The sequence below is a fragment of the Variovorax paradoxus genome (assembly GCF_024734665.1).
GTDB lineage: Bacteria > Pseudomonadota > Gammaproteobacteria > Burkholderiales > Burkholderiaceae_C > Variovorax.
Window position 1 is genome coordinate 5928312 of record NZ_CP102931.1, and the last position, 25634, is coordinate 5953945.

Below are 25634 nucleotides of genomic sequence, written 5' to 3' on the forward strand. Positions count from 1 at the left end.
TTTACCTGCCGTCAGAGCTCGTTTCGGACCTTGCTGAAGACCTTCCAGAAGGTCGCATCCTGCGACGTGGCGAAGTTGATCCGCATCATGGTGCTCGGCGGCCGGCGCGCATGGAACAGCGAGCCTGGCGCCAGCAGGTAGCCCTGGTCGAGCATGCGCTGCGTGAGCGCATCGGTGTCCACGCCCGTATCGACCCAGCCGAACAGCCCAGCCGGCTCCGAGGCGAAGGTGCAGCCGTGCGACATCGCCAGCTTCACCGCCCGCCCCCGCGCCCCGTCGAGGCGGATGCGCACGCGCTCCGAGTGCCGGCGCAGCTGCCCCTGGTCGATGCACCACGACAAAGCCCGCTCGAACAGCGTGGGCGAGGTGAGCGTGGCCAGCAGCTTGGTTTCCAGCAGCCGCTCCTTCAGCGCGGGCGGCGCCGCCAGGAAGCCGATTCGCCAGTTGGGCGCCAGGATCTTCGCGAAGCCGCTCACGTAGATGGTGCGCTGCAGCCCGTCGAGCGCGCTGAGCCGGGTGGCGTGCTCGGGCGCAAGGTGGCTGTAGGTGTCGTCCTCGACGATGTGGAAGTCGTATTCGTTGGCCAGCTTCAGCACGCGGTGCGCGCTGCCCGGCGTGAGGCTGTAGCCGGTCGGGTTGTGCAGCACGCTCACACTGACGAAAAGCTTTGGGCTGTGCAGCGCGCAGTACTGCGCCATCACCTCCAGGTCGGGCCCGTCGGCGCGCCGCGGCACCGGCAGGATGCGCATGCCCAGCGCCTCCAGCCGCGCGAACTCCAGCGCCCAGCCCGGCTCCTCGACCATCACCGGGTCGCCCGCGCGCAGCAGCGTGCGGCTCACGATGTCCAGCGCATGCGTGGCGCCGATGGTGGTCACTATCTGGTCGGGCGAGGCCGGCACGTTGATGCCCACCAGCTTCTGCGAGAGGCTGCGCCGCAGGCTCATGTCGCCGGCCGGCTCGCCGTACTGGAGCGACAGCTCCTGCAGGGCGGCTGTACTGGTCATGCGCCGCACGGCCGTGGGCATGAAGGTGGACGACATCCAGTCCGGCGGAAACACGCCCATGCCCGGCTGCGGCTTGTCGCTCGGGCGGTGGAACATGCTGCGTATCAGCGAGCTCGCGTCGGCCGGTATGCGCGAGGCCATCATCTGCACCGCCATCGCCGCTGGCATGCCGCTCGCGCCACCGGCGTCCGCGCCGTGGTTCGGGCGGCCGTCCTGTACCGGCGCCGAATCCCGCACATAGAAGCCGCGCTGCCGGCGGGCCTCGACCAGCCCCTGCGCCAGCAGCTGGTCGTACGCGGCAACGACGGTGTACGGGCTCACGCCCTGCTGCCGGGCGCATTCGCGCACCGAGGGCAGGCGGGCGCCGGGCGGCAGCAGGCGGGTGCGGATGCGCTCGGCCAGGCGGTCGGCCAGTTGCCCCGTCAGCGACTGTGTGGAGGTGCGTGTCAGCATGCGTTTTTTGGGCTGTGCCGGCTTCTGTGTCGAAGGAGTGACCAATACAGATTGCCCGATTGTTCGACCAACTGTACTGGAACTGTAATGGTCTCAAGTTTAGAGTGTGTGTCATGAACTGGCAAGAATTCACCGCGCTGCTGGTGCTGGCCACGGCGATGAGTTTCTCGCCCGGTCCCAACACCACGCTCTCCACCGCCCTGGCGGCCAATGGCGGCCTGCCGCGCGCCATGCGCTTCGTGGTCGCGGTGCCAGTCGGCTGGACGCTGCTGCTGGCGCTGTGCGCCGCCGGCATCGGCGCGCTGGTGGTGGCAATGCCTTCGCTGCGCCTGGCCATCAAGGCGCTGGGCATCGGCTACCTGCTGTGGCTCGCGTACAAGCTCAGCGGCAGCGCCACGCTCGGCAAGGCCGACGGCGCCAAGCTGTCAGTCGGCTTCGGCCAGGGCGTGATGCTGCAGTTCGTGAACATCAAGGCCTGGCTGCTGGCGCTCACGCTGGTGGCCGGCTGGATCGCCGGGCAGCCCGATGCGCTGCGCCGCTTCGCCATCGTGGCGCCGGTGATGCTGACCTATGCCTTCGTCAGCAACTTCGCCTATGCACTGGTCGGCGCGCTGCTGCGCGAATGGCTGGCCAAGGGTTCGCGGCTGCTGTGGTTCAACCGCGCGATGGGCCTGGTACTGGTGCTGACAGCCTGGTGGATGGTGAGCGTATGAAGCTCGCCATGAAAGACGAAACGCTGGGCATGTGGCTCGGCGTTGTCGGCGTGGCCATGTTCGCCGTCACGCTGCCGATGACGCGCCTGGCCACCGGCACGCAAGACGCACCGCAGCTGTCGCCGTGGTTCGTCACGCTCGGGCGCGCGGCGCTGGCGGGCGTGCTGTCGGCCATCTTCCTGCTGGTAACGCGCTCGCCGCGGCCTGCTGCGCACCAGTGGAAGCCGCTGGCCTTCGCGGTGCTGGGCAATGCCATCGGCTTTCCGCTGCTGCTGGCATATGCGCTGCGCGTGGTCACCGCCAGCCACGCGGCAGTGGTGACTGCCCTGCTGCCGCTGGTCACGGCCGCCGTCGCGGCCTGGGTGCTGCACCAGCGAGCGCGGCTCGGCTTCTGGCTCTGCGCCATCGCGGGCAGCCTGCTGGTGGTGGCTTTCTCGGTGCTGCGCGCGAGCCAGAGCGGCCATGGCTTCGGCTTCGAGTGGGCCGATCTGCTGCTGGTCGGCGCGGTCATCGCCGCCTCCATCGGCTACATCTACGGCGCGCAGGTCACGCCGTCGCTGGGCGCCGAGCGCGTGATCTGCTGGGTCTGCGTGATGGCGCTGCCCTTCACGCTGCCGGCCACGCTGGCGCTGTGGCCGCAACAGCCCGTTGCCACGGCCTCGTGGCTGGGCTTTGTCTACGTCGGCACGTTCTCTATGTGGATCGGCTTCTTCGCCTGGTATCGCGGCCTGGCCCTGGGCGGCGCGCTGCGCGTGAGTCAGACCCAATTGCTGCAGCCCTTTCTCTCGATCCTCGCGTCGATCCCGCTGCTGGGCGAGCCGCTCGACATGGTCACGCTGGGCTTTGCCGTCGCGGTGGTGGCCACTGTGGTCATCGGCAAGCGCCTCTCGCAGCCGCAAGACAACAAGGCCCGCGTCGTATACCGTGGCGACATCCAGCCGGATTGAGCGCCGCTGCGCCCGCCTGCATTATTCGAATCTCACCTCACCGCCTGAAAGAAGAAAGCCATGAACTGGAAACTCGCCGCCCGCGCCGCCAAGATGAATCCCTCGGTGCTGCGCGAAATCCTCAAGGTCACCGAGCGCCCCGGCATCATCAGCCTGGCCGGCGGCCTGCCCTCGCCCAAGACCTTCCCGATCCAGGCTTTTGCCGACGCCTGCGCCGAAGTGCTGCACAACGACGGCCAGGCCGCCCTGCAATACGCCGCCAGCGAAGGCTACGCGCCGCTGCGCCAGGCCGTGGCCGACATGCTGCCGTGGGACGTCGACGCCTCGCAGGTGCTCATCACCACCGGCTCGCAGCAGGGCCTCGACCTCGTGGCCAAGGTGCTGATCGATCCGGGCAGCAAGGTGCTGGTCGAAACGCCCACCTACCTCGGCGCGCTGCAGGCCTTCGGCCCGATGGAGCCGCACCCCGTGGGCGTGGCCAGCGACGACGACGGCGTGATCGTCGAAGACCTGGTGGCCAAGGCCAGGGACGCACGCTTCGTCTACCTGCTGCCCAACTTCCAGAACCCCACCGGCCGCACCATGACCGAAGAGCGACGCGCTGCCGTGTCGGCCGCCGCCGCTGCTGCCAACCTGCCCATCGTCGAGGACAACCCCTACGGCGAACTCTGGTTCGACGAAGCCCCGCCGCTGCCGCTGGCCGCGCGCAACCCCGAAGGCGTGATCTACCTGGGCTCGTTCTCGAAGGTGCTGGCCCCCGGCCTGCGCCTGGGCTTCCTGGTGGCGCCCAAGTCCATCTACCCGAAGCTGCTGCAGGCCAAGCAGGCGGTCGACCTGCACACGCCGATCTTCACGCAGCGCATGGTCTCGGCCGTGATGAAGGACAAGTTCCTCGACCGCCACGTGCCCACCATCCGCGCCCTCTACAAGCGCCAGCGCGACGCGATGATCGCCGCGCTCAAGCGCGAGATGGCCGGCCTGGACGTGAAGTTCAACGCGCCCAAGGGCGGCATGTTCCTGTGGGCGCGCCTGCCCGAGGGCATCGACACCGTGACGCTGCTGCCCAAGGCGGTGGAGCGCAACGTGGCCTTCGTGCCCGGCGCGCCGTTCTACGCGGGCGAAGGCGATCCGCGCACGCTGCGCCTGTCGTTCGTGACGGCCAGCGAGGACGAAATCGACACCGCCATCGCCGCGCTGGCGCAGACGCTGCGCGAAGAGCTGGTGCTGCTCGGCGACACAAAGCTGGCCGCCGCGCAGGTCTGAAAGCACAACCCAGGAGCCTTCCCTTGATCGGCCTCGCAACGCTGTCGCTCTTCCTGCTCGCGGTTCTGGCGCTGTTCCTGTCGCCCGGCCCGAACATGGCTTTCGTGCTCTCGCACGGCGTGGCCCACGGCCCGCGCGGCGGTTTTGCGGCGGCCATCGGCATCTCGGCGGCAGACCTGGTGCACACGCTGTTCGCGGCCACCGGCGTCACCGCGCTGGTGGCTGCGTGGCCGCCCTCGTTCGATGTGCTGCGCTATGCGGGCGCGCTGTACCTGATCTGGCTCGCTGCGCAGGCGCTGCGCAACGGTGGCGGACTTCGCATCAGTGCGCAGGCGCAGCCCGCCGGCTTTGGCCGCATCGTGCGCATGGCGCTGCTGAACAACCTCGTCAATCCGAAGGCGCTGCTGTTCTTCATGGTGTTCCTGCCGCAGTTCGTCGACCCCTCGTGCGGCAGCGTGCCGCTGCAGCTGGTGCAGCTCGGCGTGGTGCTGTCGATGGCCGCGCTGGCCTTCAACACGCTGCTGGGCGCATGCAGCGGCCAGGTCGGCCGCTGGCTGCACAACCGGCCCGGCGCGGCGCGCTTCCAGAGCGGCCTGCTGGCCGCCGTGATGCTGGGGCTGGCCGTGCGCCTGCTCTTCCTCGATCGTCCTTCACCTCGCTGAAGAAGGTTTTCTATGAACGTTCTGAAAATCGCGGCCTTCTCGGATGGCGAGACGGGCGGCAACCCCGCCGGCGTCGTCATCGCCGATGCGCTGCCGCCCGCGGGGCAGATGCAGCGCGTTGCCGCCGAAGTCGGCTTTTCGGAAACCGCGTTTGCCGCCCGCGCCGATGACGGCGGCTGGCGCGTGCGCTACTTCGCCCCGCAGTCCGAAGTGCCCTTCTGCGGCCACGCAACGATCGCGCTGGGTGCCGCGCTGGCAATGCAGCAAGGCGACGGCGTATTCCCGCTGACGCTCAACAATGCGCAGATCACCGTGGAAGGCCGGCGCAGCGGCGGCTTGGTCGAGGCCGCGCTGCAGTCGCCGCCCACGCGCAGCGCCGCTGCGTCGCCCGAGCTGCTGTCCGAGGCGCTGGCCCTGTTCGGCTACGCGCGGCAAGACCTGGATTCGCGCATCCCGCCGGCCGTCGCCCATGCGGGTGCCGACCATCTGGTGCTGGCCCTGAAAAGCCGCGCGGCGCTGTCGGCGATGCACTACGAGCTGGAGGTCGGCCGTGCCCTGATGGCCCGCGCCGGACTCACGACCATCGTGCTGGTCTTTGCCGAGACCGCGCAGCTGCTGCACACGCGCAATCCTTTCGCGTCCGGCGGCGTGTACGAAGACCCCGCCACCGGCGCCGCCACGGCCGCGCTGGCCGGCTACCTGCGCGACATCGACTGGCCACACGGCGGCGCCATCGACGTGGTGCAGGGCGAAGACATGGGCATGCTGTCACGCCTGCATGCCGACATTTCGCCCACGCCAGGCAGCTCTATCCGCGTGTCGGGCACCGCGCGCATCATGCGGGCCTGAGTCGCCGAAGAACCAAGGAAAGAAAGAACCAAACCATGCTCAACATCTGGGGCCGCATCAGTTCGATCAACGTCCGCAAGGTGGTGTGGTGCGCGCAGGAGCTCGGGCTCGACTTCCAGCGCACCGAGGCCGGCGGCAAGTTCGGCGTGGTGCAGACGCCCGAATACCTCGCGCTCAATCCGAATGCGATGGTGCCCACCATCGACGACGGCGAAGGCGCCGAGCGCGTGACGCTCTGGGAGTCGAACGTGATCGTGCGCTACCTCTGCGCCAGGCATTCGCACGGCAACTTCTACCCGAGCGAGCTGCCCGCGCGCTTCGACGCCGAGCGCTGGATGGACTGGCAGCAGACCACGCTCAACCGCACGAGCCGCGATGCCTTCATCCAGTGGGTGCGCACGCCGCCGTCGGAGCGCCAGAGCGCGCTCATCGAGGCGTCCGTCCGCGACAGCGAAGCGCTGTTCTCGATGCTCGACGCGCATCTTGCGAGCCAGCCGTACATGGCCGGCCAGCGCTTCACCATGGCCGACATTCCCGTTGGCTGCGAGGCGCACCGCTGGTTCAACCTGCCGGCTGCCGAATACCGCAGGCCGAACTGGCCGAACGTCGAACGCTGGTATTCAGAACTGCTTTCCCGCCTGGGCACGCGCGGCGTGCTCGACCTCCCCCTCGAATGAATCCGATGAAATCCCGCCCCTTCAAGCAAGTCGACGTCTTCACCGCCACCGCCTACTACGGCAACCCGCTCGCGGTGGTGATCGATGGCCAGGACCTCGACGACGCCGCCATGCAGCGCTTTGCGCAGTGGACCAACCTGTCCGAAACCACCTTCCTGCTGCCGCCCACCGATCCGGCCGCCGACTACCGCGTGCGCATCTTCACGCCCGGCGGCGAGCTGCCCTTTGCCGGCCACCCGACCATCGGCAGCTGCCATGCCTGGCTGCAGGCCGGCGGCAAGCCCAAGGTTGCGGGCCTGGTGGTGCAGCAATGCGGTGCCGGCCTCGTGCCGCTGCGCCGCGACGGCGAGCGCCTGGCATTCGCCGCGCCGCCCCTGAAGCGCAGCGCCCCGAGCCCCGCGCTGCTGGCCAAGGTCGCCGGCGCGCTGGGCCTGAAAGCGCAGCAGGTCATCGCGGCGCAGGTGCTCGACAACGGTCCGGTCTGGTTCGGCCTGCTGGTGAACGACGCCGACGCCGTGCTGGCGCTGCAGCCCGACCACCGCGCCCTGAAGGAGCTGGGCGTGAAGGCCGGCGTGGCGGGCGTGCCCGCGGCGCACGACACCTCGCTGCTCATCGGCCGCTCGAACCGCGAGGCGCGCGCCTTCGGCAACCGGCCCGCGACCCCGAACGAAGACGGCGCGAAGATCGACCTCGAAGTGCGCGCCTTCGCCGAGCCCATCGGCGTGCAGGAAGACCCGGTCACCGGCAGCCTCAACGCGAGCCTGGCCGAATGGCTGATCGCCGACGGCCACATGCCCGAGCGCTACCTTGCCGCGCAGGGCCAATGCCTGGGGCGCGCGGGCCGCGTCTACATCGAGCGCGATGCCGAAGGAAAGATCTGGGTCGGCGGCGATGCCGTGACCTGCGTCGACGGCCAGGTCACGCTGTAAGCACAACGCCCCAGGCCCGCCATGCACGCGCAGCTCGACCACCTCGTGATTGCCGCCGCCTCGCTCGCCGAGGGCGTGGCCTGGTGCGAGGCAACGCTCGGCGTCACGCCGGCCCCGGGCGGCTCGCATCCGCTGATGGGCACTCACAACCGCCTGCTGAACATCGCGAGCGACGCCTTTCCGGCGGCCTACGCGGAAATCATCGCGATCGAGCCGGGCAAGCAGCCCTCGCGCCCCAAGACGCACCGCTGGTTCGACCTCGACGACGCCGCGCTGCAGGCCGGGCTCGCACAGCATGGCCCGAAGCTGATTCACTTCGTCGCCCGCGTGCCCGACGCGCATGCCGCAATACGCGCGCTCGCACGCGAAGAGCATGCGCACATCGATCGCGGCCAGCTGCTCGAAGCCTCGCGCGACACGCCCGCCGGCCGGCTCGAATGGCAGATCACCGTGCGCGACGACGGCCAGCGGCTGTTCTACGGCGCACTGCCCACGCTGATCCAGTGGGGCCCCGTGCACCCGACCGACGCCATGCCGAAGTCGGGCCTCGCCATGCGCGCGCTGCGCGCCGTGCATCCGCGCGCGCCCACGCTGGCCGCCGCGCTGTCGGCCATCGGCATGACCGGCATGGAGGTCGATGCCGGCCCGCCCAATCTCATCGCCGTGCTCGACACGCCGCGCGGCCCCGTCACGCTCGAATCGCAAGGACTCTGACCCCGATCATGCTGAGCCTCACTGAAATCGCCTGGTTCGCCCTCGCCTCGCTGCTGCTGGCGCTCACGCCGGGGCCGAACATGATCTATTGCGTCTCGCGCACGCTGGTGCAGGGCCGACGCGCCGGGCTCATCTCGCTGGGCGGCGTGCTGCTGGCGTTTCTGGCGCACCTGTTCGCCGCGGCGCTCGGGCTCACCGCGCTGCTGCTGGCCGTGCCGCTGGCCTTCGACGCGATCCGCATCGCTGGCGCGGCCTACCTGCTGTGGCTCGCATGGCAGGCGGTCAGGCCTGGAGGCAATGCACCTTTCGAGGCGCGCGCACTGCCGGCCGACCCGCCGGGCAAGCTGTTCCGCATGGGCTTTCTCACGAACCTGCTGAACCCGAAGGTGGCGATGTTCTATCTCTCATTCTTTCCGCAGTTCATTCACCCAGAGCGCGGCTCGGTGCTGCTGCAGAGCCTGCAGCTGGGCATCGCGCAGATGGCAACCAGCGCCGTGGTCAACACGGTGATGATCGTCGGCGCCGCCAGCATCACGGCCGTGCTGTCGCAAAGCGCGGGCTGGCTGCGCGCGCAGCGCTACATCATGGGCAGCGTGCTGGCCGCGCTGGCCGTTCGCGTGGCACTCACCGAACGCAAGTAAGGACATCCCGTGAAGTTCACCCGCGAAGAAATCGAAGCCGCGCGGCGCACCGTGCATGCGGCCATGCCGCCCACTCCGCAGTACGCCTGGCCGTTGCTCTCGCAGCGCCTCGGTGCCACCGTGTGGGCCAAGCACGAGAACCACACTCCGGCCGGCGCCTTCAAGATCCGCAGCGGCCTGACCTACTTCGAAACCCTGGCGCGCGAGCAGCCCGGAGTGCGCCACGCCATCAGCGCCACGCGCGGCAACCACGGCCAGTCGGTCGGCTTCGCCACGCGGCGCCACGGGCTGGCCGCGACCATCGTGGTGCCGCACGGCAATTCGACCGAGAAGAACGCCGCGATGCGCGCGCTCGGCGTCACGCTGGTCGAGCATGGCGACGACTTCCAGGCGGCTTCAGAACACGCTGCCGTGCTGGCCGAGCGCGACGGCCTGCACCGGGTGCCTTCGTTCCATCGCGAACTGGTGCGCGGCGTTTCGACTGCGTATGTGGAGTTCTTCGACGCGTTGAAAGACACCCCGCCCGACGTGCTGTTCGTGCCCATCGGCCTGGGCTCCGGCTTTGCCGCCGCGGCGGCGGCGCGCGCGCATTGCGGCGTGTCGACCAAGCTCATCGGCGTGGTGTCGGCGCATGCCACGGCGTATCGCGATTCCTTCCGCGCCGGCAAGCCGGTCGAGTCGCCCGTCACCACGCGGCTGGCCGACGGCATGGCCTGCCGCGTCCCGGTGCCCGAATCGGTCCAGGTGATCCTGCGCGAAGCCGACGACGTGGTCACCGTCACCGACGACGAGATCGCCGAGGCCATGCGCATCCTGTTCAGCGACACGCACAACGTGGCCGAAGGCGCGGGTGCAGCCGCGCTGGCCGCCGCGCTCCAGCAGCAGGAACGCTGGCACGGCAAGACGGTGGGTGTGTGCGTGAGCGGCGGCAATGTCGACACCGGCATGTTCGCCAGCGTGCTCGGGCGCAACGCGTCCTGGCGCCCTCTTCCCTACAGCATCGACTCGGGAATCACGAGCGACTGCAGGTAGAGCTTCGCGCGCGTCGCCAGGTCGGCGCCGGGCTCCTCGTCGGTCACCTTGACCGGCTGGTCGCCGTCCACGCGCCACCATTCCAGCTCGCTGTCGCTGCCCGGCTTGAGGCGCACCTGGAAGGCCGAGTGCTGCATGAGTTCGCCGAAGAAGGCGCGCGCTTCCTCGGCCAGCGCGGGGCAATCGATGCGCAGGCCGAACTCGGTGTTCAGCGCGTCCGAGCGCGGGTCCATGTTGACCGAGCCCAGGAAGAGGGTCTTCCTGTCGATCACGAGCGCCTTGGTGTGCAGCCGCACCTGCGTGCCTGCTCCGATGCTGCCGACGAACAGCGCGCGGCCCGCGTTCGGGTGGATCTCGTAGATCTGCATGCCGTCGCCCAGCAGCCGGGCGCGGTAGCGGCGGTAGCCGGTGTGCACCACCGGCTCGTCGGTGGCGGCCAGCGAGTTGGTTATGAGCGTCTGGCGGATGCCCCGCGCCGCGTTGCGGCGCATGCCTTCGAGCGCCGCCGGGCCGGGCACGAAGTACGGCGACGAGGTGATGATCTCGGACTGCGCCTGCTGCGCCGCCTCGCCCAGCAGGCGGCGGCTGGTGTCGATGAGCGCGCCGCTCGGCAGGCGCTGCGTCTCCGCCTGGCCCCAGGCCTTGGCCGGCGAATCGGCAAAGGCCTGCGCGCGACCGAACGCGAGCTTCACATGGCCCGCCTGCAGCTCGTCGCCGAGGGTGACGCGGCCCAAGGGATCGACAGTGCGGAACGGCACCGGTTCGGGCGTGTCTGCCCCGTCCACCCGCGCGTCGAAGGCCCGGCGCACGGCTTCTATGTCGCCCGACGGGTGCAGCACTGACGCCGCGGTGCGCACCTGCGGCGCGTTCCAGTACTCGTCGAAGATGCTCGCCATCTGCGGCAGCACGGCGCCGGCCACCAGCACGTCGTAGTCGAAGAAGTTGTCGTCGGTGTCGCGCATGAAATAGACGTCGCCGAGGTTGCGTCCGCCAGCCACGGCCAGCATGCCGTCCGCCACGAACAGCTTGTTGTGCATGCGGCGGTTGACCCGCGAGAAGTCGAACAGCGCGAGGCCGAAGCGGGTGGCCATGCCGCCGCGCGTGGGAAAGGGATTGAAGATGCGCACTTCCACGTTCGGATAGGCGCCCAGGCCCTCGAGCAGCGGCCCGATGTCTTCCGTGTAGAGATCGTCCACGAGCAGCCGCACGCGCACGCCGCGCTGGGCCGCGTTGCGCAGCTCCCGCAGCACCAGCCGACCGGTCGCGTCGTCGTGCAGGTGGTAGTACTGCAGGTCGAGCGAGCGTTGCGCGCCGCGCAGCAGCACGAGGCGGGTGTCCATGCTGGCAAGGCCCAGCATCAGGCGAAAGCCGCTGGCTCCAGGCTCTGCCCCCTCCATCGACGCGGTGGCGATCCGGTCGAGCGGCGTGGCGGGGCCCTGCACGGGCAGCGAGGTGCTGGCGGTGCGCGGCCCTTCCTCGGAAAGCGTCGCGCATCCGGCGAGCGACAGGGCAACACAGGCCGCCGCGGCCAGAAGGAGCTTGCGGGTCAGTGCGACAAAAGAGACTGCGGCAGGCATGGCGGTGCCATTCAAGCACGCATCGGCAGCCCGGGCAGCAGTTTGTCGAGCGTGATCGGGTAGTTCCGCACGCGCACGCCGGTGGCGTTGTAGATCGCGTTCGCCACCGCCGCGCCCGAGCCGCAAGTGCCCAGCTCGCCGATGCCCTTCGACTTGATCGGACTCGCGAGATCGTCGGCGTCCTGCAGATACACGGCGTCGATGTCCGGAATGTCGGCGTGCACCGGCACCAGGTACTCGGCCATGTCGTGGTTGACGAAGTAGCCGTGGTGCACGTCGACCACTGCCTCTTCCGTGAGCGCCGCGCCCACGCCGAACACCATGCCGCCGATGGCCTGGCTGCGCGCGGTCTTCATGTTGAGGATGCGGCCCGCCGCGAACACGCCGAGCATGCGGCGCACGCGCGTCTCGCCGGTGTCGATGTCCACCCCCACCTCGCAGAAGTGGGCGCCGAACGCGGCCTGCGCGTAGCGGCGGTGCAGGTCGCCGGGCTCGACATTGCCGAGCACGCTGAGGCCTTCCGCGCCGGCCAGCGCGCCGAGCTCGTGCGAGCGGCGCCCAAGGGCGATGCGGCCGCGCTCGAAGCGCGCCTTCTGCGCGTCGAAGCCGGCACGCTCGGCGAGCAGGCGGCACAGCTGCTGGCAGCCATCGAAGACCGAGGCGCCGGCGCTCGACGCGCCTATCGAGGCGATCGAGCCCGCGCCCATGGGAAACGCGGTGTCGCCGAGCCGCACGCCGATACGGTCCATCGGAATGCCCGTCATCTCGGCCGCGATCTGCGCCAGCACGGTGTAGGTGCCGGTGCCGATGTCGGTCATCGACGTCTCGATCAACAGCCGGCCCTGCGCGTCGAGGCTCAGCTTCGCGCTCGACGGCCGCACCGAGTGGTGGTGGATGGCGCTGGCCACGCCCATGCCGACCAGCCAGCGGCCATCGCGCACCCGCCCCGGCATGGGGCTTCTCTTCGCCCAGCCGAAACGCTGCGCGCCTTCTCGCAGACACTCGACCAGCTTGCGCCCCGAGTAAGGGCGCGATGGCCCGCGTTCAGGGTCGTGCTGGCTGTCGTTGAGGATGCGCAGCTGCACCGGGTCGATGCGCAGCTTCTCGGCGAGTTCGTCGAGCGCCACCTCGAAGGCCAGCTGGCCGCTGGCAGTGGCGGGTGCGCGCATGGCCGCGGCCTCGGGCAGGTCGAGCGCGGCCAGGCGGTGCGCCGTCATGCGGTTGGGGGCGGCGTAGAGCAGGCGCGTCTGGCGCGATGCGCCCTCGTAGTAGTTGCGGCCCGGCAGGTTGCTGGTCCAGGTCTCGTGGCCGATGGCGGTGAGCCGGCCGTCGGGCGTGGCGCCGAGCCGCACGCGCTGGATGGTCGCTGCGCGGCGCGTCGTGTGGTTGAGCAGTTGCTCGCGCGCCAGCGCCGTCTTCACCGGCCGGCGCAGTTCGCGCGCCGCGAAGGCGGAGAGCACCGCGTCCGCATGCGTGCGCAGCTTGGAGCCGAAGCCGCCGCCGACGAAGGCCGAGACCACGCGCACCTGCGCGACCGGCACGTCCAGCATGGCAGCCACGTCGCCTGCGGCCCAGTTCGGCATCTGGTGCGATGTGTAGAGCGTGAGGCGGTCGCCGTCCCAGCGCGCGGTGGTGGCCTGCGGCTCCATCATCGCGGGATGCTGGTCGGGCGTGGTGTAGGTCGCATCGAGCGTGACGGGCGCGGCGTCGAATGCGCCCTGGAAGTCGCCCACCGCCGTGTCGGCCGCGCTCTCGCTGCCTGCGCTCGGGTCGTCGCCGGGCTTGGGGGCGCTCGCCTGCGCGGCCGCAAGATCGAAGCGCCCCGCGCTGCGCTCGTAGTCGATGCGGATCATGAACGCGGCCGCGCGCGCCTGTTCGAAGGTCTGCGCCACCACGAAAGCCACCGCCTGGCCGTGCTGCTGCACTTCGGGCCCTGAAAGCTGCGACACCACGTTGGCGCGCCCCTTCGGCACCATGCGCGGAACGTTCGCGTAGGTGTAGACCAGCAGCACGCCCGGCGCGCGCTGCGCCTCGGCGGTGTCGATGCGCGTGATGCGGCCCTTGGCGATGCCGGCGAGCACGACCCAGCCGTAGGCGGCATCGGGTACTTCGTCGTGGCACTCGTAGCTGTAGTGCGCGCGGCCGCTGACCTTGAGCGGCCCGTCGATGCGGTCCAGCGGGCGGCCAAGCACGCGCTCGCGGTCCAGGGCGCTCGGCCCTGCGGCTTCGGTGAATTGCATGGTGCCTGCTCCCTTCAGGTGGTTGCGATCGCCTGCGCCAGCGTGGCGTGCAGGGTGCGGCGCAACAGCGGAATCTTGAAATCGTTGTGCCCGTGGCCACGCGCGTCGGCCAGCAGCAGGTCGGCAACCGCATCGCTTGCCTGCGCGCCGCCGTCGGTGCCGATCAATCGCCGCTCGGCTTCCTCGTTGCGCCACGGCTTCGCGGCCAGGCCGCCGAAGGCCAGGCGTGCGGCGGTCACCGTGCGGCCCTCGCGCACCACCACGGCCGCGACCGAGACCAGCGCGAAGGCATAAGACGCGCGGTCGCGCACCTTGCGGTAGAGCTGCACGCCGCCCAGCGGTGGCGGCAGGGTCACGCCGGTGATCAGCTCGTCCGGTGCCAGCACGGTCTCGACCTCGGGCGTGCTGCCCGGCAGGCGATGCAGCTCGGCAATGGGTATGCGGCGCACGGCACCGCTGGCCGACACGGTCTCCACCTGCGCATCGAGCGCGCGCAGCGCCACCGCCATGTCGGACGAATGCACCGAGATGCACTGCGCGCTCGCGCCGAGGATCGCGTGGATGCGGTTGAAGCCTTCCATGGCCGCGCAACCGCTGCCCGGCGTGCGCTTGTTGCAGGGCTTGGTCGTGTCGTAGAAGTAGAAGCAGCGCGTGCGCTGCAGCAGGTTGCCGGCCGTGGTCGCCTTGTTGCGCAACTGCGCGCTGGCGCCGGACAGCAAGGCGCGCGACAGCAGCGGATGGCCGCGCCGCACGCGCGCATCGGCGGCGAGGTCGCTGTTGCGCACCAGCGCGCCGATCTTCAGCCCGCCGTCGGGCAGGGCCTCGATGCGGTCGAGCCCCAGGCGGTTGATGTCGATCAGGTGCGTGGGCTGCTCGATGTCGAGCTTCATCAGGTCCAGCAGGTTGGTGCCGCCCGCGATGAAGCGCGCGCCCGGATGCTGCTGCATTGCCAGCGCCGCGGCGGCCGGCGTGGCGGCGCGCTCAAAGGTGAAGGCTCTCATGTCCGTGCTCCCGCCACTTCGCGGATGGCCGCGATGATGTTCGGATAGCCCGCGCAGCGACAGATGTTGCCGCTCATGCGCTCGCGCATTTCCTCGCTGCTGAAGACCGTGGGCGCCGCGAGATCCCGTGTGACATGGCTCGGCATGCCGCCGCGCATCTCGCCAAGCATGCCTACCGCCGAACAGATCTGGCCCGGCGTGCAGTAGCCGCACTGGTAGCCGTCGTGCTTGACGAAGGCAGCCTGCATCGGGTGCAGCTTCTTCGGCTCGCCCAGGCCCTCGATGGTCGTCACCTCGTCGCCCTCGTGCAGCACCGCCAGCGTGAGGCAGCTGTTGATGCGCCGCCCGTTGACCAGCACCGTGCAGGCGCCGCACTGGCCGTGGTCGCAGCCTTTCTTGGAGCCTGTGAGGTGCAGCTGCTCGCGCAGCAGGTCGAGCAGCGTGACGCGTGGGTCGATGGAGATGGCGTGCAGTTGGCCGTTGATGCGCAAGCTCACATCCGTTGTCGGGCCCTGCACGGCGGCGTCATGCGTCACCGGCTCGGCATCCACCGCCAGCGGCAACGCGGCAGCCGCCACACCGGCCGCGCCGGTCACCAGCACCGTGCGGCGGGTGTAGCCGTCTGGGGTTTCGGGATTCATCGTGGGTTCCCCCGGTGTTTTTGCTTCAGAGTCGGCTGTCGTTCACGGCGCTTGCGGCCGACCGCGCGGGCGGCATCGTGGAGATGACGACGCTGTTGACGCGCGAGCCGCTGGTCACGTTCTGGTCGGGCGCATTGGCGGCCGCCACCGCGACCTGGCGCATGGCTTCGCGCGAGACGGTGGAGGTGAAGGGATCGGGCCCGCGCGAGCCGCGCGTCACGTTCTGGTCGGGGGCGTGGGCCGTGGCCACGGCCTGGGCCGCCACGTCATCGCGCGCGAGCAGGCCGGGGCCCTGGTGCACGCCGTCGTAGCTTTCTGCATGGGCTGCACCGGCCAGGGTCAGGATGGCCAGGAGGCCGAGGGTCTTTCGCATGTGAACTCCTTTTGAAGACTGGGTTGGCGCCTTGCGGCGCGACCGCTTTCGCGGCTGGAGTCACTGTAGGAAGCCCGCTTTATGCGACCTTTAAGCGAGAGTTACCTGAGCGTTAAGCCGCGCTGTGATCGCGCAGGTGGACGCGCGCCTGCAGCCCCGCAGGCCGGCCCTGCGCGTCATGGCGGTTGGCCAGCACGATGCGCAGGCCGTTGCGCAGCGCGGCCATGCGCGCGATGGCAAGGCCCAGGCCGCTGCCTTCGGTCGGGTTGCCCGGCACCCGGAAGAAACGGTCGAAGGCGCGGTCGATCAGCTCGGGCGGAATGCCCGGCCCGTTGTCCAGCACATCGACCACCGGCCGCCCTTCCACCTCGTGCAGCCGCACGTCGACCACACCGCCCTCGGGCGAATGGCGCAACGCGTTGTCGATCAGGTTGTCGAAGACGCTGCGCAGCTCGGCCGGGGGCGCGGTCACCGTCGCGGAGGTCTCGCCCTCGAAGCCGATGTCGATGCGGCGGCGGTCGGCCACGACCATCAGCTGGGCCACGCTGTCGCGCAGCACCGAGGCCACATCGAGCGGCACTGGCGCCTCGGGCTCGGTGCTGCTTTCCTGGCGCGACAGGCGCAGCAGCTGCTCGATCAGGTGCTGGGCACGCGTCACGCCGCCCTTGAGGTGCGTGTAGTGCTCGGCGATGCTCTCGGCCGGCACTTCGGCGCGCATGTTGTCCAGCTGCAGGCCGATGGCGGCGATGGGCGTGCGCAGCTCGTGCGCGGCGTCCTGCACGAATCGGCGCTGCGCGGCAAAGGCCTGGCGCAGCCGCCCGAGCAGGCTGTTGAAGGCCTCCACCAGCGGCGCGATCTCGTCGGGCACGCGCGACACCGACAGCTCCAAGAGGCTGCGCTCGTCCTGCGCCGCGACGTCGAGCACCACGCTGCGCAGCTTGCGCGACGAGGCCCACACCACCAGCCACAGCACGGCCAGCGACAGGGGCAGCAGCAGCGCGATGGGCGCCGTCGAGGACAGCGCGCGCTTGGCCACCAGCCGGCGCACGAAGCCGCCGTTCTGGATCACCTGCACCTGGAAGCGGTCGGCGTCGGCCACCGGCGCAGTGGAATAGATGCGCCAAACACCGTCGTCGCCGGCGCCCATGCGCACGGTGCTCAGCCCCTCCGCCGGCTGGCGGGCCACGGCCAGCGCGGGCCATGAACTGACCAGCAGCTCGCCCCGCCCGTTCCAGATCTGGATGACGAAAGCGCCGCGACCAAAGATGCTGCGTTCGTCCGCTGGCCTGAGTTCGGGCACGGCCACGTTGCTGGCGTAGGAGTCGGCCAGCATCTGCATCTGGTCGTCCTTGAAGGTGACGATGAGCCTGTCGTAGCTGGCGTAGGTGAACCACGCGACGCCAGCCGCAGCAAGAAGATGCACCACCACCAGCCACATCAGCAGCTTGTTGCGCAGCGAACTCGGCGAGTACCAGGGCCGGCCTGCTGCAGTGCTCATGAATCCACCACGCGCCAGCCCAGCCCGCGCACGTTGCGGATGGTGTCGGCACCGAGCTTGCGCCGCATGTTGTGGATGATCACGTCGACCGCGTTGCTCATCACTTCCTCGCCCCATCCGTAGATGCGGTTCTCCAACTGCTCGCGCGACAGGATGGCGCCCGGGCGCTCGAGCATGGCGTGCATCAGCGCGAACTCGCGGGCCGAGAGCGTTTCGCGCGTGCCCTGGTAGAGCACCTCGCGCGTGGTGAGGTCGAGTTGCACCTTGCCGCTGCCGATGATGGAGTTGGAGGCGCCGTGGCGGCGGCGCACCACCGCGCGCATGCGCGCCAGCAGCTCGGGCAGCTCGAAGGGCTTGAGCAGGTAGTCGTCGGCGCCGAGGTCGAGCCCCTCCACGCGCTGGCCGAGGCCGTCGCGCGCGGTGAGGATCAGGATGGGCGTGTCGTTCTTCAGGCCGCGCGCGTGGCGCAGCACCTCGATGCCGTCCATTCCGGGCAGGCCCAGGTCCAGCAGCACGCAGGTGTAGTCGCCATCGGCCAGTGCGCTGCGCGCGAGCAGGCCGTCGCGCACCCAGTCCACCGCCCAGCCCGATCGCTCGAGGCCGCGAACCAGGCTCTTCCCGATCATTTCGTCGTCTTCGACAAGCAGCACGCGCACGCCGTCTCCCGTTGTTTGGTTGGTGCGCCGCGAAGGTAGCGCAGAACCGTTAGGTCAACGTTAACGCCGCGGGGGCGCCATCAACTCAGGGCAGCGGGCCGGTGTTGGCCGTGCCCAGCGGCAGCCGCGACACCTCCGCCAGCAGCAGCGCCAGTTGCCGCGCTGCCGCATCGATCACCGCCTGGCCATGCTCTGCCGTGGCCGCAGCCGCGTTGCCGGCGGCGCCATGGGCGTTGTAGTCCTCCATGGCCCAGCCCAGCTTGGCGCTCTTGCCGTTGCCAAGGATGGCGTAGTCGGCCGCGCGCTGCTCGGAGGTCGAGCGGAAGTCCTGCGCCTGGCCCATGCGCACGAGTTGCGGCGTCAGCGCCAGCATCATCGAAGTCTCGATCTCGCCTGCGTGCACGCCGAAGCGGTGCTCCTGCGCGCTGAACTGCTCGCCCGCGTCGCCCAGCGGCAGGTTGAACCAGCTCACGCTGTAGACGATGAGCCCGTGCGCCGCGCGCAGCTCGCGCGCCACGATGTCCATCGCGCCCACATGGCCGCCGTGCGCATTGAACAGCACCAGCTTCTTCACGCCCGCGCGCGCCACGCCCGCGCCAATCTCGTTCCACAGGCGGATCAAGGTCTCGGCCGACAGCGTGAGCGTGCCCGCGAAGCGCGCGTGCTCGGGGCTCAGGCCAATCTGCTGGGTCGGCAGGAACAGCACTGGCAGTTCGGCCGGTAACAGGGGCAGCGAGGCGGCGACGATGCCGTCTGCCAGCACTGTATCGACGCCCAGCGGCAGGTGCGGCCCGTGCTGCTCGGTCGCTCCCAACGGCAGCACCGCGACGGTGGTCGCCGCATCGAGCGACGCGAAGTCGCGCGTGGTGAGGCGGGACCAGAAGCGGGGAAGTAGCGAAGGCAAAGGCGAAGAGGCCTGGGTAACAGCGTTCATCGTGCGATCTTAGGCCGGTCGCAAGCCGGCATCGATGGCTTCCGGACCACAAAAGTAAACGACGGGGATGCCAAAAACGCGAATCTGTTCACACATACAACCAGTTCGTGACACTTTGGTTTGCCATTGTTAATGATCCTCTCTAGAGTGATTCCCAAGTGAGTTTTTAAGGTTGCCGGCCTGTCACATACGCCGGCAGCCCGGTTTTCGCTGCGGCTTCGGTCGCCGGAAACCGCAGTCCGAATTCAAGGGAGCAGAGTGTTCATCCAGAAAAAAGCTGGAGGCACGGTCATGGCCGGGCGCAAAGCTGCGCTCGCCTGCTCGTTGTCTCATCACCTTGCATATGCATCACAAGGATTTCCACCTCTAGCAGCCTGCGCACTGGCCCTCGTCACGCCCGCAGTGCTGGCGCAGCCGTCTGCCGCTATCGCCGCCACGACCTACGACGTCCGGCAGCACGATGCGCTGATCGTCGCGCAGCGCGAAGGCCGAGTTACCGCGGCCCAGGCGCTCCAGCAATTGAAGGCCTGGCTCGCGGCACCCATCGGCGACGACGCCCGCCGGCGCGTGGCTTCCGATGCCATCGCGATCGCCGCCGCCGATGGCCAGTTCGCCGAAGCCGTGGCGCTGGGCCACCAGCTCGCACCGTCGAAGCTGAGCGACTACGCCCTGGGCCCGCTCGCGCTGGCCGCACGGCGCACCCATGACCTGGCCCTGCAGGGCGAGGCCGTAGCCCTATGGCGCGCCCGGCAACCCGCGGCGCGCGAGCCGCGCCTGCACGAAGCCTGGTGGCGCATCGACAGCGGCGACGTCACGGGCGCGCAGGCGCTGTACCGCGCGCTGTCGCAGCCGGCGCCCATGCAGATCGAAGACCGCGTCGCGCTGCTGGAGCTGCGTGCCGCCCTGGCGCGCGCCGCGAAAGACCCGCTGCAGGCGCTCGCTGCCTACACCAAGGCTGGCGCGCTGCGGCCCGAACGCCGCGACATCCGCCGCGAGGCCGACTTCCTGCTCGCGAGCGCCGGTGCCGCATCGAGCGCCTTCGAAGACGCCGAGGCGGCGGAGCGCACCGCGCCGGGCAGCTTCTCGCCGCTGGCGCTCTCGACACTGCAGCAGGAGGCGTTGGCACAGCGGCTGCGCTGGGCGATCCAGGCGCGCGACCAGCGACTGGGCGCGGAGCGCCTCGTCGCGCTCGACCGCGTGCTCGCCGACCAGGAGACCGCGATGGCGCGGGCCGATGCCGCGGCCCTGCAAGCTGACGCCAGCGATGCCGATGCATGGCGCACCGTGCGCGTGCGCCTGCTGTCCGACCGCCTGCTGGCGCTGGTCGAAAGCGGCCGCCCGGCCGACGCCATCGCGCTCTACGACACGGCGCGTGCCACTGGCATGGAGCTGCCCTTCTACGGTCTCGGGGCCGCGGCACGCGCCTTCGCGCAGGAACGCCGCTCCGCCGAAGCCGTGCCGATCTACGAGGCGGCCGTGGCACGCGGCGGCGCCGACCTGCCGACGCCCGACCCGCTCTACTTCGGCCTGCTCTACGCCTACCAGGACACCGGCCGCTTCGAGGACGCCGAGGCGCTGCTGCAGCGGCTGGAGCACGGCACGCCCGCCCTGCTGCGCCTCACGCCCGAAGCCGGCCGCCCCAACGGCGAGTACACCGACGTGAGCGGCCTGCGCGGCCTGACGCAGCTCTACACCGATCGGCCGGCACTCGCGCAGCAAAGCTTCTCGGTGCTGACGCGCGAAGCGCCGCTCAACCCGGGCTATGCCTACGGCGCGGCCCTCACCGAGCGCCTGCGCGAACACCCTGAAGCCGCGCTCGCGCGCTTCGAGGCGCTGGCGGCCGACTCGCCCTACGACATCGGCGCGCGCACCGGCCATGTCGAGGCCCTGCTCGATGCCGGCGAATTCGCCGAAGCCCGCCAGCGCGCCGAATCGCTCGCGGCCGACCTGCCGGACTCGGTGCAAGTGCGCGACATGGAGCGCAAGCGCCGCGCCCAGATCGGCCCGCGGCTCGACGTGGACGCCGAAGCCTCCTCCGGCGGCGCGGCCATCGCCAGCCGCGAATGGCGCATCGACAGTCGGCTCAGCTCCGGCCTCATCGACGACCAGTGGCGCGTGTTCTACGACCAGTCGCTGGGCCGCGGCGTCACCGACATCGGCAACGCGAACTGGGCGCGCGGCGGCCTCGGCCTGGGCTGGCAGCGCGGCCGCTGGCTGGCCGAAGGCGCGCTGCAGCATGCCAACAGCGGCCCCTACCGCAGCAGCGTGGCCGGCCGGCTCGACTACCGCGCGGGCGACGCATGGCGGCTGTCGGCCACCTACGACGGCGACAGCAAGGAGCTGCCATGGAAGGCGCGCGTGGCCGGCATCGGCGCGCGCGAAGCCGGCGCGAGCGTGGGCTACGTGGTGAACGAGTCGCGCCGCTTCGACCTGAAATGGCAGCAACTTGACTTCAGCGACGGCAACCTGCGCAACGGCTTCGACATCGGCTGGAGCGAACGCTGGATCAGCACGCCGCGCTTCCAGCTCGAGACGAAGCTCGCTGCCGACGCGAGCCGCGGCCGCGCCATCGACACCACGCCCTACTTCAACCCCTCGAGCGACAGCAGCGTGCAACTCAGCGTACGCGCGCAATGGCTCAACTGGAAGAGCGACGACCGCCAGTTCTTCCAGGCCGTGGAGCTCGGCGCAGGCAGCTACCGGCAGGCCGGCTTCGGCAGCGGACCGATGTGGAACCTGCGCTACGAGCATCGCTGGAACCTCGGGCCGAAGCTCGCGCTGCGCTACGGCCTGAGCATTTCCGGCCATCCCTACGACGGCGTGCGCGAACGACAGCGCGGCGTCTTCCTGAACCTCTCGACGCCCCTGCCGTGATGCGAAGAACGACGAAGAACCCTTTCACCTTCCTGCGCGCAGCCCTGCCATGGCTGCTGCTGGCGCTCTGCCTGCCGGCCCTCGCACAGCCGCTGCCGAGCGCCGACCCCGACGACGGCCTGAGCTTTCGCGTGATCTCCTTCCACGACGTGCGCACCAACGTGCGTGCGAGCTTCGAGACCTCACCCGACGAGACTGCCGTGGACGAGCGCACCTTCGCCGAAGTGTTCGCCTGGCTGCAATACAACGGCTACCACCCGGTGAGCCTGCAGCAGATCGTCGACGCGCGCGCCGGCGGCAAGCCGCTGCCACCCAAACCCGTGCTGCTGACCTTCGACGACGGCTACCGCAGTGCCTACACCAAGGTGTTTCCGCTGCTCAAGCGCTACAACTACCCCGCGCTGATGGCGCTGGTGACGAGCTGGCTCGAAGTGCCCCAAGGCCAGCAGGTGCACTGGGGCGACAAGCCCGCGCCGCGCGAAGACTTCCTGCTGTGGAGCGAAGCCGCCGAGATGGCGCGCTCAGGCCTCGTCGAGTTCGCGAGCCACAGCGACGCGATGCACACCGGCATCCTCGCCAACCCGCAAGGCAACATGCTGCCGGCCGCCGCAACGCACCGCTACGACCCGAAGACCGGCCGCTACGAGGACGACGCCGCCTACGCGCGGCGCATCGAGACCGACCTGCGCCGCAGCCGCGAGCTCATCGAGAAGCGCACCGGCGCGAAGGTGCGCTCCATGGTGTGGCCCTACGGCGCCTACAACGACGCAGCGCTGAAAGCCTCCGCGCGCGCGGGCATGCCCATCACATTCACGCTCGACGACGGCTCGAACACGCCCGCCTTGCCGCTCACGCGCATCCGACGCGCGCTCGCGGCCTACGACAACGAGGCGCCCGAATACGCGCAGCTGCTTCGCAGCCCCGTGGGCGGCGAGGTGCGGCCCATCAACCGCGTGATGCACGTCGACCTCGACTACGTGTACGACCCCGACCCGGCCCAGCAGGAGCGCAATCTCTCGGCGCTGATCGACCGCGTTGCCGCCGTGCGCCCGCGCGCGGTGTTCCTGCAGGCCTATGCCGACCCCGACGGCGACGGCGTGGCTGACGCGCTGTACTTTCCCAACCGCCACCTGCCGATGCGCGCCGACCTGTTCGGCCGCGCCGCCTGGCAACTGCGCAGCCGCACCGGCGTGAAGGTCTACGCGTGGATGCCGGTAACGGCTTTCCGGCTGCCGGCCTCGAACCCGCTCGCCGCGCACACGGTGACGGCGCAAGGCGGCGCGATGCCGGCCGATCGCTACCACCGGCTCACGCCCTTCGACCCCGCAGTGCGCACGCTGGTCGGCGACATCTACGAAGACCTGGGCAGCCACGCCTTCTTCGAAGGCCTGCTGTTCCACGACGACGCGACCTTGTCGGACGACGAGGACGCGAGCCCCGCCGCGCTGGCCACCTATGCACAGTGGGGCCTGCCGCCCGACGTGGCCGCGATCCGAGCGAACCCCGAGCTGATGGCGCGCTGGACCACCGCCAAGACCCGCTACCTGATCGCCTTCACGCAGGAACTCGCCGCGCGCGTGGGAGCCTGGCGGCCCGCACTGGAAACTGCGCGCAACCTCTACGCGCGCCCGGTGCTGGAGCCGCAGGCCGAGCAGTGGTTCGCGCAGAACTACGAAGCCTCGCTCGCCGCCTACGACTACGTCGCGCTGATGGCGATGCCGCGCATGGAACGCGAGACCGATGCGCACGCGTGGCTGGGCCGGCTCGCACGTCGCGCCGCCGACACGCCGCGCGGCCTCGACGGCACGGTGTTCGAGCTGCAGGCGCGCGACTGGCGCACCGGCAAGCCCGTGCCCGACGCGGAGCTCGCGCGCCAGTGGACGCTGCTGCAGCGCGCCGGCGTGCGCCACCTGGGCTACTACCCCGACGACTTCCTCGACAACCAGCCATCGCTGGAGACCGTGCGCCGCGCGATCTCGGTGCGCACGCTGCTGCCGCGTGCATTGCGCGCGCAAGCCACGCCAGGAGAACGGTCGCCATGACCACCACACAGTTTCTCGCGCAGACGCTGCCCACGCTGCTGTTCGGCTTCGTCTTCTACTACCCGTTCTTCATGGCCTATGTGTGGATGGCGGGCGGCCTCTCGCATGCATGGGTGTTCGAGCGCAAGCGCGATGTCGACGTGAACCCGCTCACCCTGCTGCCCTCGCACCCGCTGGTCACGGTGGTGGTGCCCTGCTTCAACGAAGTGCCGCACCTGCGCGAGGTGATCGAGCAGCTGATGCGCACGCGCTACCCGCACTACGAGGTCATCGCCGTGAACGACGGCAGCACCGACGGCACCGGCGAGCTGCTCGACGAGATGACGAAGGAGTACGGCCGCCTGCGCGTGATCCACAACGCCAGCAACCAGGGCAAGGCCGTCGGGCTCAACACCGCCTGCCAGCTCGCGCGCGGCGAATACATCCTGGGCATCGACGGCGACGCGCTGATCGACGAGGACGCCATTGCGTGGATGCTGCAGCCGATGCTGGCGTCGGAGCGCATCGGCGCGGTCACGGGCAACCCGCGCATCCGCACCCGCACCACGCTGCTGGGGCGCATGCAGGTGGGCGAGTTCTCTTCGATCATCGGGCTCATCAAGCGATCGCAGCAGCTGGTGGGCACGCTGTTCACGGTGTCGGGCGTGATTGCCATGTTCCGCCGCCGCGCCGTGCTGGAAGTGGGCTTCTGGAGCCCCGACGTGCTCACCGAGGACATCGACATGAGCTGGAAGCTCCAGCTCGGCGGCTGGCAGCTGCGCTTCGAGCCGCGCGCGCTGTGCTGGATTCTGATGCCCGAGACCTTGCGCGGTCTCTGGAAGCAGCGCCTGCGCTGGGCCGTCGGCGGCATCCAGACCATGCTGCGCTACACCTCGAAGATCCTGCGGCCGCGCCACTGGCGCATGTGGCTCATCTACTTCGAGTACATGACGAGCGTGGTCTGGGCCTATGCGATGGCCGGGGTGCTGCTCGTCAGCCTGGTGCGGCCGTTCCTGCCGGCCGACTCGTCGTGGCATTCGGCATTGCTGCCGCACTGGCAGGGCACGCTGCTGGCCATGACCTGCATCCTGCAGATGCTGCTGAGCCTGTGGATCGACCGCCGCTACGACCGCGACCTGATGCGCTATTTCGCTGGAACGATCTGGTATCCGATCGCTTTCTGGACCATCACGATGGCGAGCACCGTCGTCGCCCTTCCCAACGCCCTGATACGCCGCCGCGGCAAGCGCGCGGTGTGGACGAGCCCTGACCGAGGAGTTTCCGATGCACCTTGAGACCCATGCCCACAGCCGCCCGCACGACGACAAACCGCCGCCGAGCCGCCAGCGCTCCTGGGGGCAGCCCGCGGTGGACGAGCCGATCATCGATGCCGCGCGCATCTCGCTGCGCGCGTTCGGCAGCGGCCGCTCGCCGCAACGCACGCTGGCCATGTACCTGTGGCTGCGCGTGCTGCGACCGGCCATCACCATCGCCATCTGGTTCTGCGCGGTCTGGTATGCGTGGCCCTATGTGCTTGGCGCGCGCTCGCAGCCCGAGGTGCTGCACCTGCTGGGCCTGTATGCGGTGGTGATCGGCGTGATCCTGGTGTCGATGCTGATGATGGCGCCGTGGCGCCGCCGTCAGCACCGGCGCGAGGCCCCGCCGGAGCAGGAGCAGTCGTCGCTGTTCGCGCTGGCTTCGTACATCGAGGTGCCGCCCGCGCGGCTGTCGGCCTGGCAGCGCACGCGGCAGCTGCTGGTGCACCACGACAACAACGGCCACCTGCGCGACGCCACCGACACCACGCCGGGCATGCTGGAGCCCGAGCCGCTGCAGCGCGCGGCCGCGCGGCGCTGAGGGTACAGCCGCGTCCGTGCAGGGGTTTCGCGGCGGTGCTTCAATCGCCGCCTCACACCACTCATCACGGCAAGGACT

The 25634-nt window shown here is 69.8% G+C and carries 23 protein-coding genes; 14 read left to right on the top strand and 9 right to left on the bottom strand.

Annotated elements, in window-relative coordinates:
• Positions 1–11 precede the first annotated feature (11 nt).
• Entirely contained in the window at positions 12–1457 is a 1446-nt protein-coding gene (locus NWF24_RS27950; RefSeq protein ID WP_258351375.1) for an aminotransferase-like domain-containing protein, read from the bottom strand.
• Between the two features lie 113 nt (positions 1458–1570).
• On the opposite strand from NWF24_RS27950, the gene NWF24_RS27955 reads away from it, so the two are divergent.
• The 10 genes from NWF24_RS27955 to NWF24_RS28000 are packed head-to-tail and all read left to right on the top strand — an operon-like array spanning position 1571 to position 9884.
• A complete protein-coding gene (locus NWF24_RS27955; RefSeq protein ID WP_258351376.1) occupies positions 1571–2170 on the top strand; it encodes a LysE family translocator in 600 nt (199 codons plus the stop codon).
• An 8-nt stretch (positions 2171–2178) separates the two neighbouring features.
• Positions 2179–3117 carry a DMT family transporter gene (locus tag NWF24_RS27960; RefSeq protein WP_375338420.1) on the top strand — a complete coding sequence of 313 codons (939 nt, stop codon included), beginning with the start codon at positions 2179–2181 and terminating at the stop codon, positions 3115–3117.
• Between the two features lie 60 nt (positions 3118–3177).
• Complete coding sequence (locus tag NWF24_RS27965; RefSeq protein ID WP_258351378.1) at positions 3178–4380, top strand: aminotransferase-like domain-containing protein; 1203 nt, start codon at positions 3178–3180, stop codon at positions 4378–4380.
• A gap of 23 nt (positions 4381–4403) precedes the next feature.
• Positions 4404–5042, top strand: coding sequence for a LysE family translocator (locus tag NWF24_RS27970; RefSeq protein ID WP_258351379.1), 639 nt, complete (start codon positions 4404–4406; stop codon positions 5040–5042).
• A gap of 12 nt (positions 5043–5054) precedes the next feature.
• Complete coding sequence (locus NWF24_RS27975) at positions 5055–5891, top strand: PhzF family phenazine biosynthesis protein (protein WP_258351380.1); 837 nt, start codon at positions 5055–5057, stop codon at positions 5889–5891.
• 35 nt (positions 5892–5926) lie between these two features.
• Positions 5927–6568: a glutathione S-transferase family protein gene (locus NWF24_RS27980; protein ID WP_258351381.1), complete on the top strand. Its 642-nt coding sequence runs from the start codon at positions 5927–5929 to the stop codon at positions 6566–6568.
• Between the two features lie 5 nt (positions 6569–6573).
• Entirely contained in the window at positions 6574–7497 is a 924-nt protein-coding gene (locus tag NWF24_RS27985; protein ID WP_258351382.1) for a PhzF family phenazine biosynthesis protein, read from the top strand.
• Positions 7498–7518: 21 nt separating this feature from the next.
• Entirely contained in the window at positions 7519–8211 is a 693-nt protein-coding gene (locus NWF24_RS27990; protein ID WP_258351383.1) for a VOC family protein, read from the top strand.
• 8 nt (positions 8212–8219) lie between these two features.
• Complete coding sequence (locus tag NWF24_RS27995; RefSeq protein ID WP_258351384.1) at positions 8220–8852, top strand: LysE family translocator; 633 nt, start codon at positions 8220–8222, stop codon at positions 8850–8852.
• 9 nt (positions 8853–8861) lie between these two features.
• Positions 8862–9884 carry a threonine dehydratase gene (locus tag NWF24_RS28000; protein ID WP_258351385.1) on the top strand — a complete coding sequence of 341 codons (1023 nt, stop codon included), beginning with the start codon at positions 8862–8864 and terminating at the stop codon, positions 9882–9884.
• Here NWF24_RS28000 and NWF24_RS28005 read toward each other — a convergent pair.
• The 8 genes from NWF24_RS28005 to NWF24_RS28040 form a co-directional block, all read right to left on the bottom strand.
• The gene (locus tag NWF24_RS28005; protein ID WP_258351386.1) at positions 9845–11461 is read right to left on the bottom strand and encodes a phospholipase D family protein; all 1617 of its coding nucleotides are present in this window, start codon (positions 11459–11461) and stop codon (positions 9845–9847) included. The two genes, NWF24_RS28000 and NWF24_RS28005, sit on opposite strands and share 40 nt — an antisense overlap.
• Before the next feature lie 11 nt (positions 11462–11472).
• Positions 11473–13701: a xanthine dehydrogenase family protein molybdopterin-binding subunit gene (locus NWF24_RS28010; RefSeq protein WP_258351387.1), complete on the bottom strand. Its 2229-nt coding sequence runs from the start codon at positions 13699–13701 to the stop codon at positions 11473–11475.
• Between the two features lie 14 nt (positions 13702–13715).
• Positions 13716–14702, bottom strand: coding sequence for an FAD binding domain-containing protein (locus NWF24_RS28015; protein WP_258351388.1), 987 nt, complete (start codon positions 14700–14702; stop codon positions 13716–13718).
• A complete protein-coding gene (paoA, locus tag NWF24_RS28020; protein ID WP_258351389.1) occupies positions 14699–15343 on the bottom strand; it encodes an aldehyde dehydrogenase iron-sulfur subunit PaoA in 645 nt (214 codons plus the stop codon). The genes NWF24_RS28015 and paoA overlap by 4 nt, the downstream gene beginning before the upstream one ends.
• Positions 15344–15368: 25 nt before the next feature.
• Positions 15369–15716: a DUF4148 domain-containing protein gene (locus NWF24_RS28025; RefSeq protein ID WP_258351390.1), complete on the bottom strand. Its 348-nt coding sequence runs from the start codon at positions 15714–15716 to the stop codon at positions 15369–15371.
• 112 nt (positions 15717–15828) lie between these two features.
• Positions 15829–17214 carry a sensor histidine kinase gene (locus NWF24_RS28030; protein WP_258351391.1) on the bottom strand — a complete coding sequence of 462 codons (1386 nt, stop codon included), beginning with the start codon at positions 17212–17214 and terminating at the stop codon, positions 15829–15831.
• Positions 17211–17870 carry a response regulator gene (locus NWF24_RS28035; RefSeq protein ID WP_258351392.1) on the bottom strand — a complete coding sequence of 220 codons (660 nt, stop codon included), beginning with the start codon at positions 17868–17870 and terminating at the stop codon, positions 17211–17213. Before NWF24_RS28035 ends, NWF24_RS28030 begins: the two co-directional genes overlap by 4 nt.
• Before the next feature lie 85 nt (positions 17871–17955).
• Positions 17956–18804, bottom strand: coding sequence for a creatininase family protein (locus NWF24_RS28040; protein ID WP_258351393.1), 849 nt, complete (start codon positions 18802–18804; stop codon positions 17956–17958).
• Positions 18805–19095: 291 nt separating this feature from the next.
• Here NWF24_RS28040 and pgaA point away from each other — a divergent pair, with 291 nt between their 5' ends.
• Genes pgaA through pgaD form a run of 4 tightly spaced genes read left to right on the top strand, consistent with a single transcriptional unit; the run spans position 19096 to position 25556 of the window.
• Positions 19096–21678: a poly-beta-1,6 N-acetyl-D-glucosamine export porin PgaA gene (gene pgaA, locus NWF24_RS28045; RefSeq protein WP_258351394.1), complete on the top strand. Its 2583-nt coding sequence runs from the start codon at positions 19096–19098 to the stop codon at positions 21676–21678.
• Positions 21678–23720 carry a poly-beta-1,6-N-acetyl-D-glucosamine N-deacetylase PgaB gene (gene pgaB, locus NWF24_RS28050; protein ID WP_258351395.1) on the top strand — a complete coding sequence of 681 codons (2043 nt, stop codon included), beginning with the start codon at positions 21678–21680 and terminating at the stop codon, positions 23718–23720. The genes pgaA and pgaB overlap by 1 nt, the downstream gene beginning before the upstream one ends.
• Positions 23717–24994, top strand: a complete 1278-nt coding sequence (gene pgaC, locus NWF24_RS28055; protein WP_258351396.1) for a poly-beta-1,6-N-acetyl-D-glucosamine synthase — start codon at positions 23717–23719, stop codon at positions 24992–24994. The genes pgaB and pgaC overlap by 4 nt, the downstream gene beginning before the upstream one ends.
• On the top strand, positions 24984–25556 hold the full coding sequence (gene pgaD / locus NWF24_RS28060) for a poly-beta-1,6-N-acetyl-D-glucosamine biosynthesis protein PgaD (RefSeq protein ID WP_258351397.1): 573 nt from the start codon (positions 24984–24986) through the stop codon (positions 25554–25556). Before pgaC ends, pgaD begins: the two co-directional genes overlap by 11 nt.
• Positions 25557–25634: the final 78 nt, after the last annotated feature.

Excerpts from the sequence above, each read along its gene's own strand:
- NWF24_RS27950 (WP_258351375.1), bottom strand. The coding sequence starts at position 1,457 with ATGCTGACACGCACCTCCACACAGTCGCTGACGGGGCAACTGGCCGAC.
- NWF24_RS27955 (WP_258351376.1), top strand. The coding sequence starts at position 1,571 with ATGAACTGGCAAGAATTCACCGCGCTGCTGGTGCTGGCCACGGCGATG.
- NWF24_RS27960 (WP_375338420.1), top strand. The coding sequence starts at position 2,179 with ATGAAAGACGAAACGCTGGGCATGTGGCTCGGCGTTGTCGGCGTGGCC.
- NWF24_RS27965 (WP_258351378.1), top strand. The coding sequence starts at position 3,178 with ATGAACTGGAAACTCGCCGCCCGCGCCGCCAAGATGAATCCCTCGGTG.
- NWF24_RS27975 (WP_258351380.1), top strand. The coding sequence starts at position 5,055 with ATGAACGTTCTGAAAATCGCGGCCTTCTCGGATGGCGAGACGGGCGGC.
- NWF24_RS27980 (WP_258351381.1), top strand. The coding sequence starts at position 5,927 with ATGCTCAACATCTGGGGCCGCATCAGTTCGATCAACGTCCGCAAGGTG.
- NWF24_RS27985 (WP_258351382.1), top strand. The coding sequence starts at position 6,574 with ATGAAATCCCGCCCCTTCAAGCAAGTCGACGTCTTCACCGCCACCGCC.
- NWF24_RS27990 (WP_258351383.1), top strand. The coding sequence starts at position 7,519 with ATGCACGCGCAGCTCGACCACCTCGTGATTGCCGCCGCCTCGCTCGCC.
- NWF24_RS27995 (WP_258351384.1), top strand. The coding sequence starts at position 8,220 with ATGCTGAGCCTCACTGAAATCGCCTGGTTCGCCCTCGCCTCGCTGCTG.
- NWF24_RS28005 (WP_258351386.1), bottom strand. The coding sequence starts at position 11,461 with ATGCCTGCCGCAGTCTCTTTTGTCGCACTGACCCGCAAGCTCCTTCTG.
- NWF24_RS28010 (WP_258351387.1), bottom strand. The coding sequence starts at position 13,701 with ATGCAATTCACCGAAGCCGCAGGGCCGAGCGCCCTGGACCGCGAGCGC.
- NWF24_RS28015 (WP_258351388.1), bottom strand. The coding sequence starts at position 14,702 with ATGAGAGCCTTCACCTTTGAGCGCGCCGCCACGCCGGCCGCCGCGGCG.
- paoA (WP_258351389.1), bottom strand. The coding sequence starts at position 15,343 with ATGAATCCCGAAACCCCAGACGGCTACACCCGCCGCACGGTGCTGGTG.
- NWF24_RS28025 (WP_258351390.1), bottom strand. The coding sequence starts at position 15,716 with ATGCGAAAGACCCTCGGCCTCCTGGCCATCCTGACCCTGGCCGGTGCA.
- NWF24_RS28030 (WP_258351391.1), bottom strand. The coding sequence starts at position 17,214 with ATGAGCACTGCAGCAGGCCGGCCCTGGTACTCGCCGAGTTCGCTGCGC.
- NWF24_RS28040 (WP_258351393.1), bottom strand. The coding sequence starts at position 18,804 with ATGAACGCTGTTACCCAGGCCTCTTCGCCTTTGCCTTCGCTACTTCCC.
- pgaA (WP_258351394.1), top strand. The coding sequence starts at position 19,096 with ATGGCCGGGCGCAAAGCTGCGCTCGCCTGCTCGTTGTCTCATCACCTT.
- pgaB (WP_258351395.1), top strand. The coding sequence starts at position 21,678 with ATGCGAAGAACGACGAAGAACCCTTTCACCTTCCTGCGCGCAGCCCTG.
- pgaC (WP_258351396.1), top strand. The coding sequence starts at position 23,717 with ATGACCACCACACAGTTTCTCGCGCAGACGCTGCCCACGCTGCTGTTC.
- pgaD (WP_258351397.1), top strand. The coding sequence starts at position 24,984 with ATGCACCTTGAGACCCATGCCCACAGCCGCCCGCACGACGACAAACCG.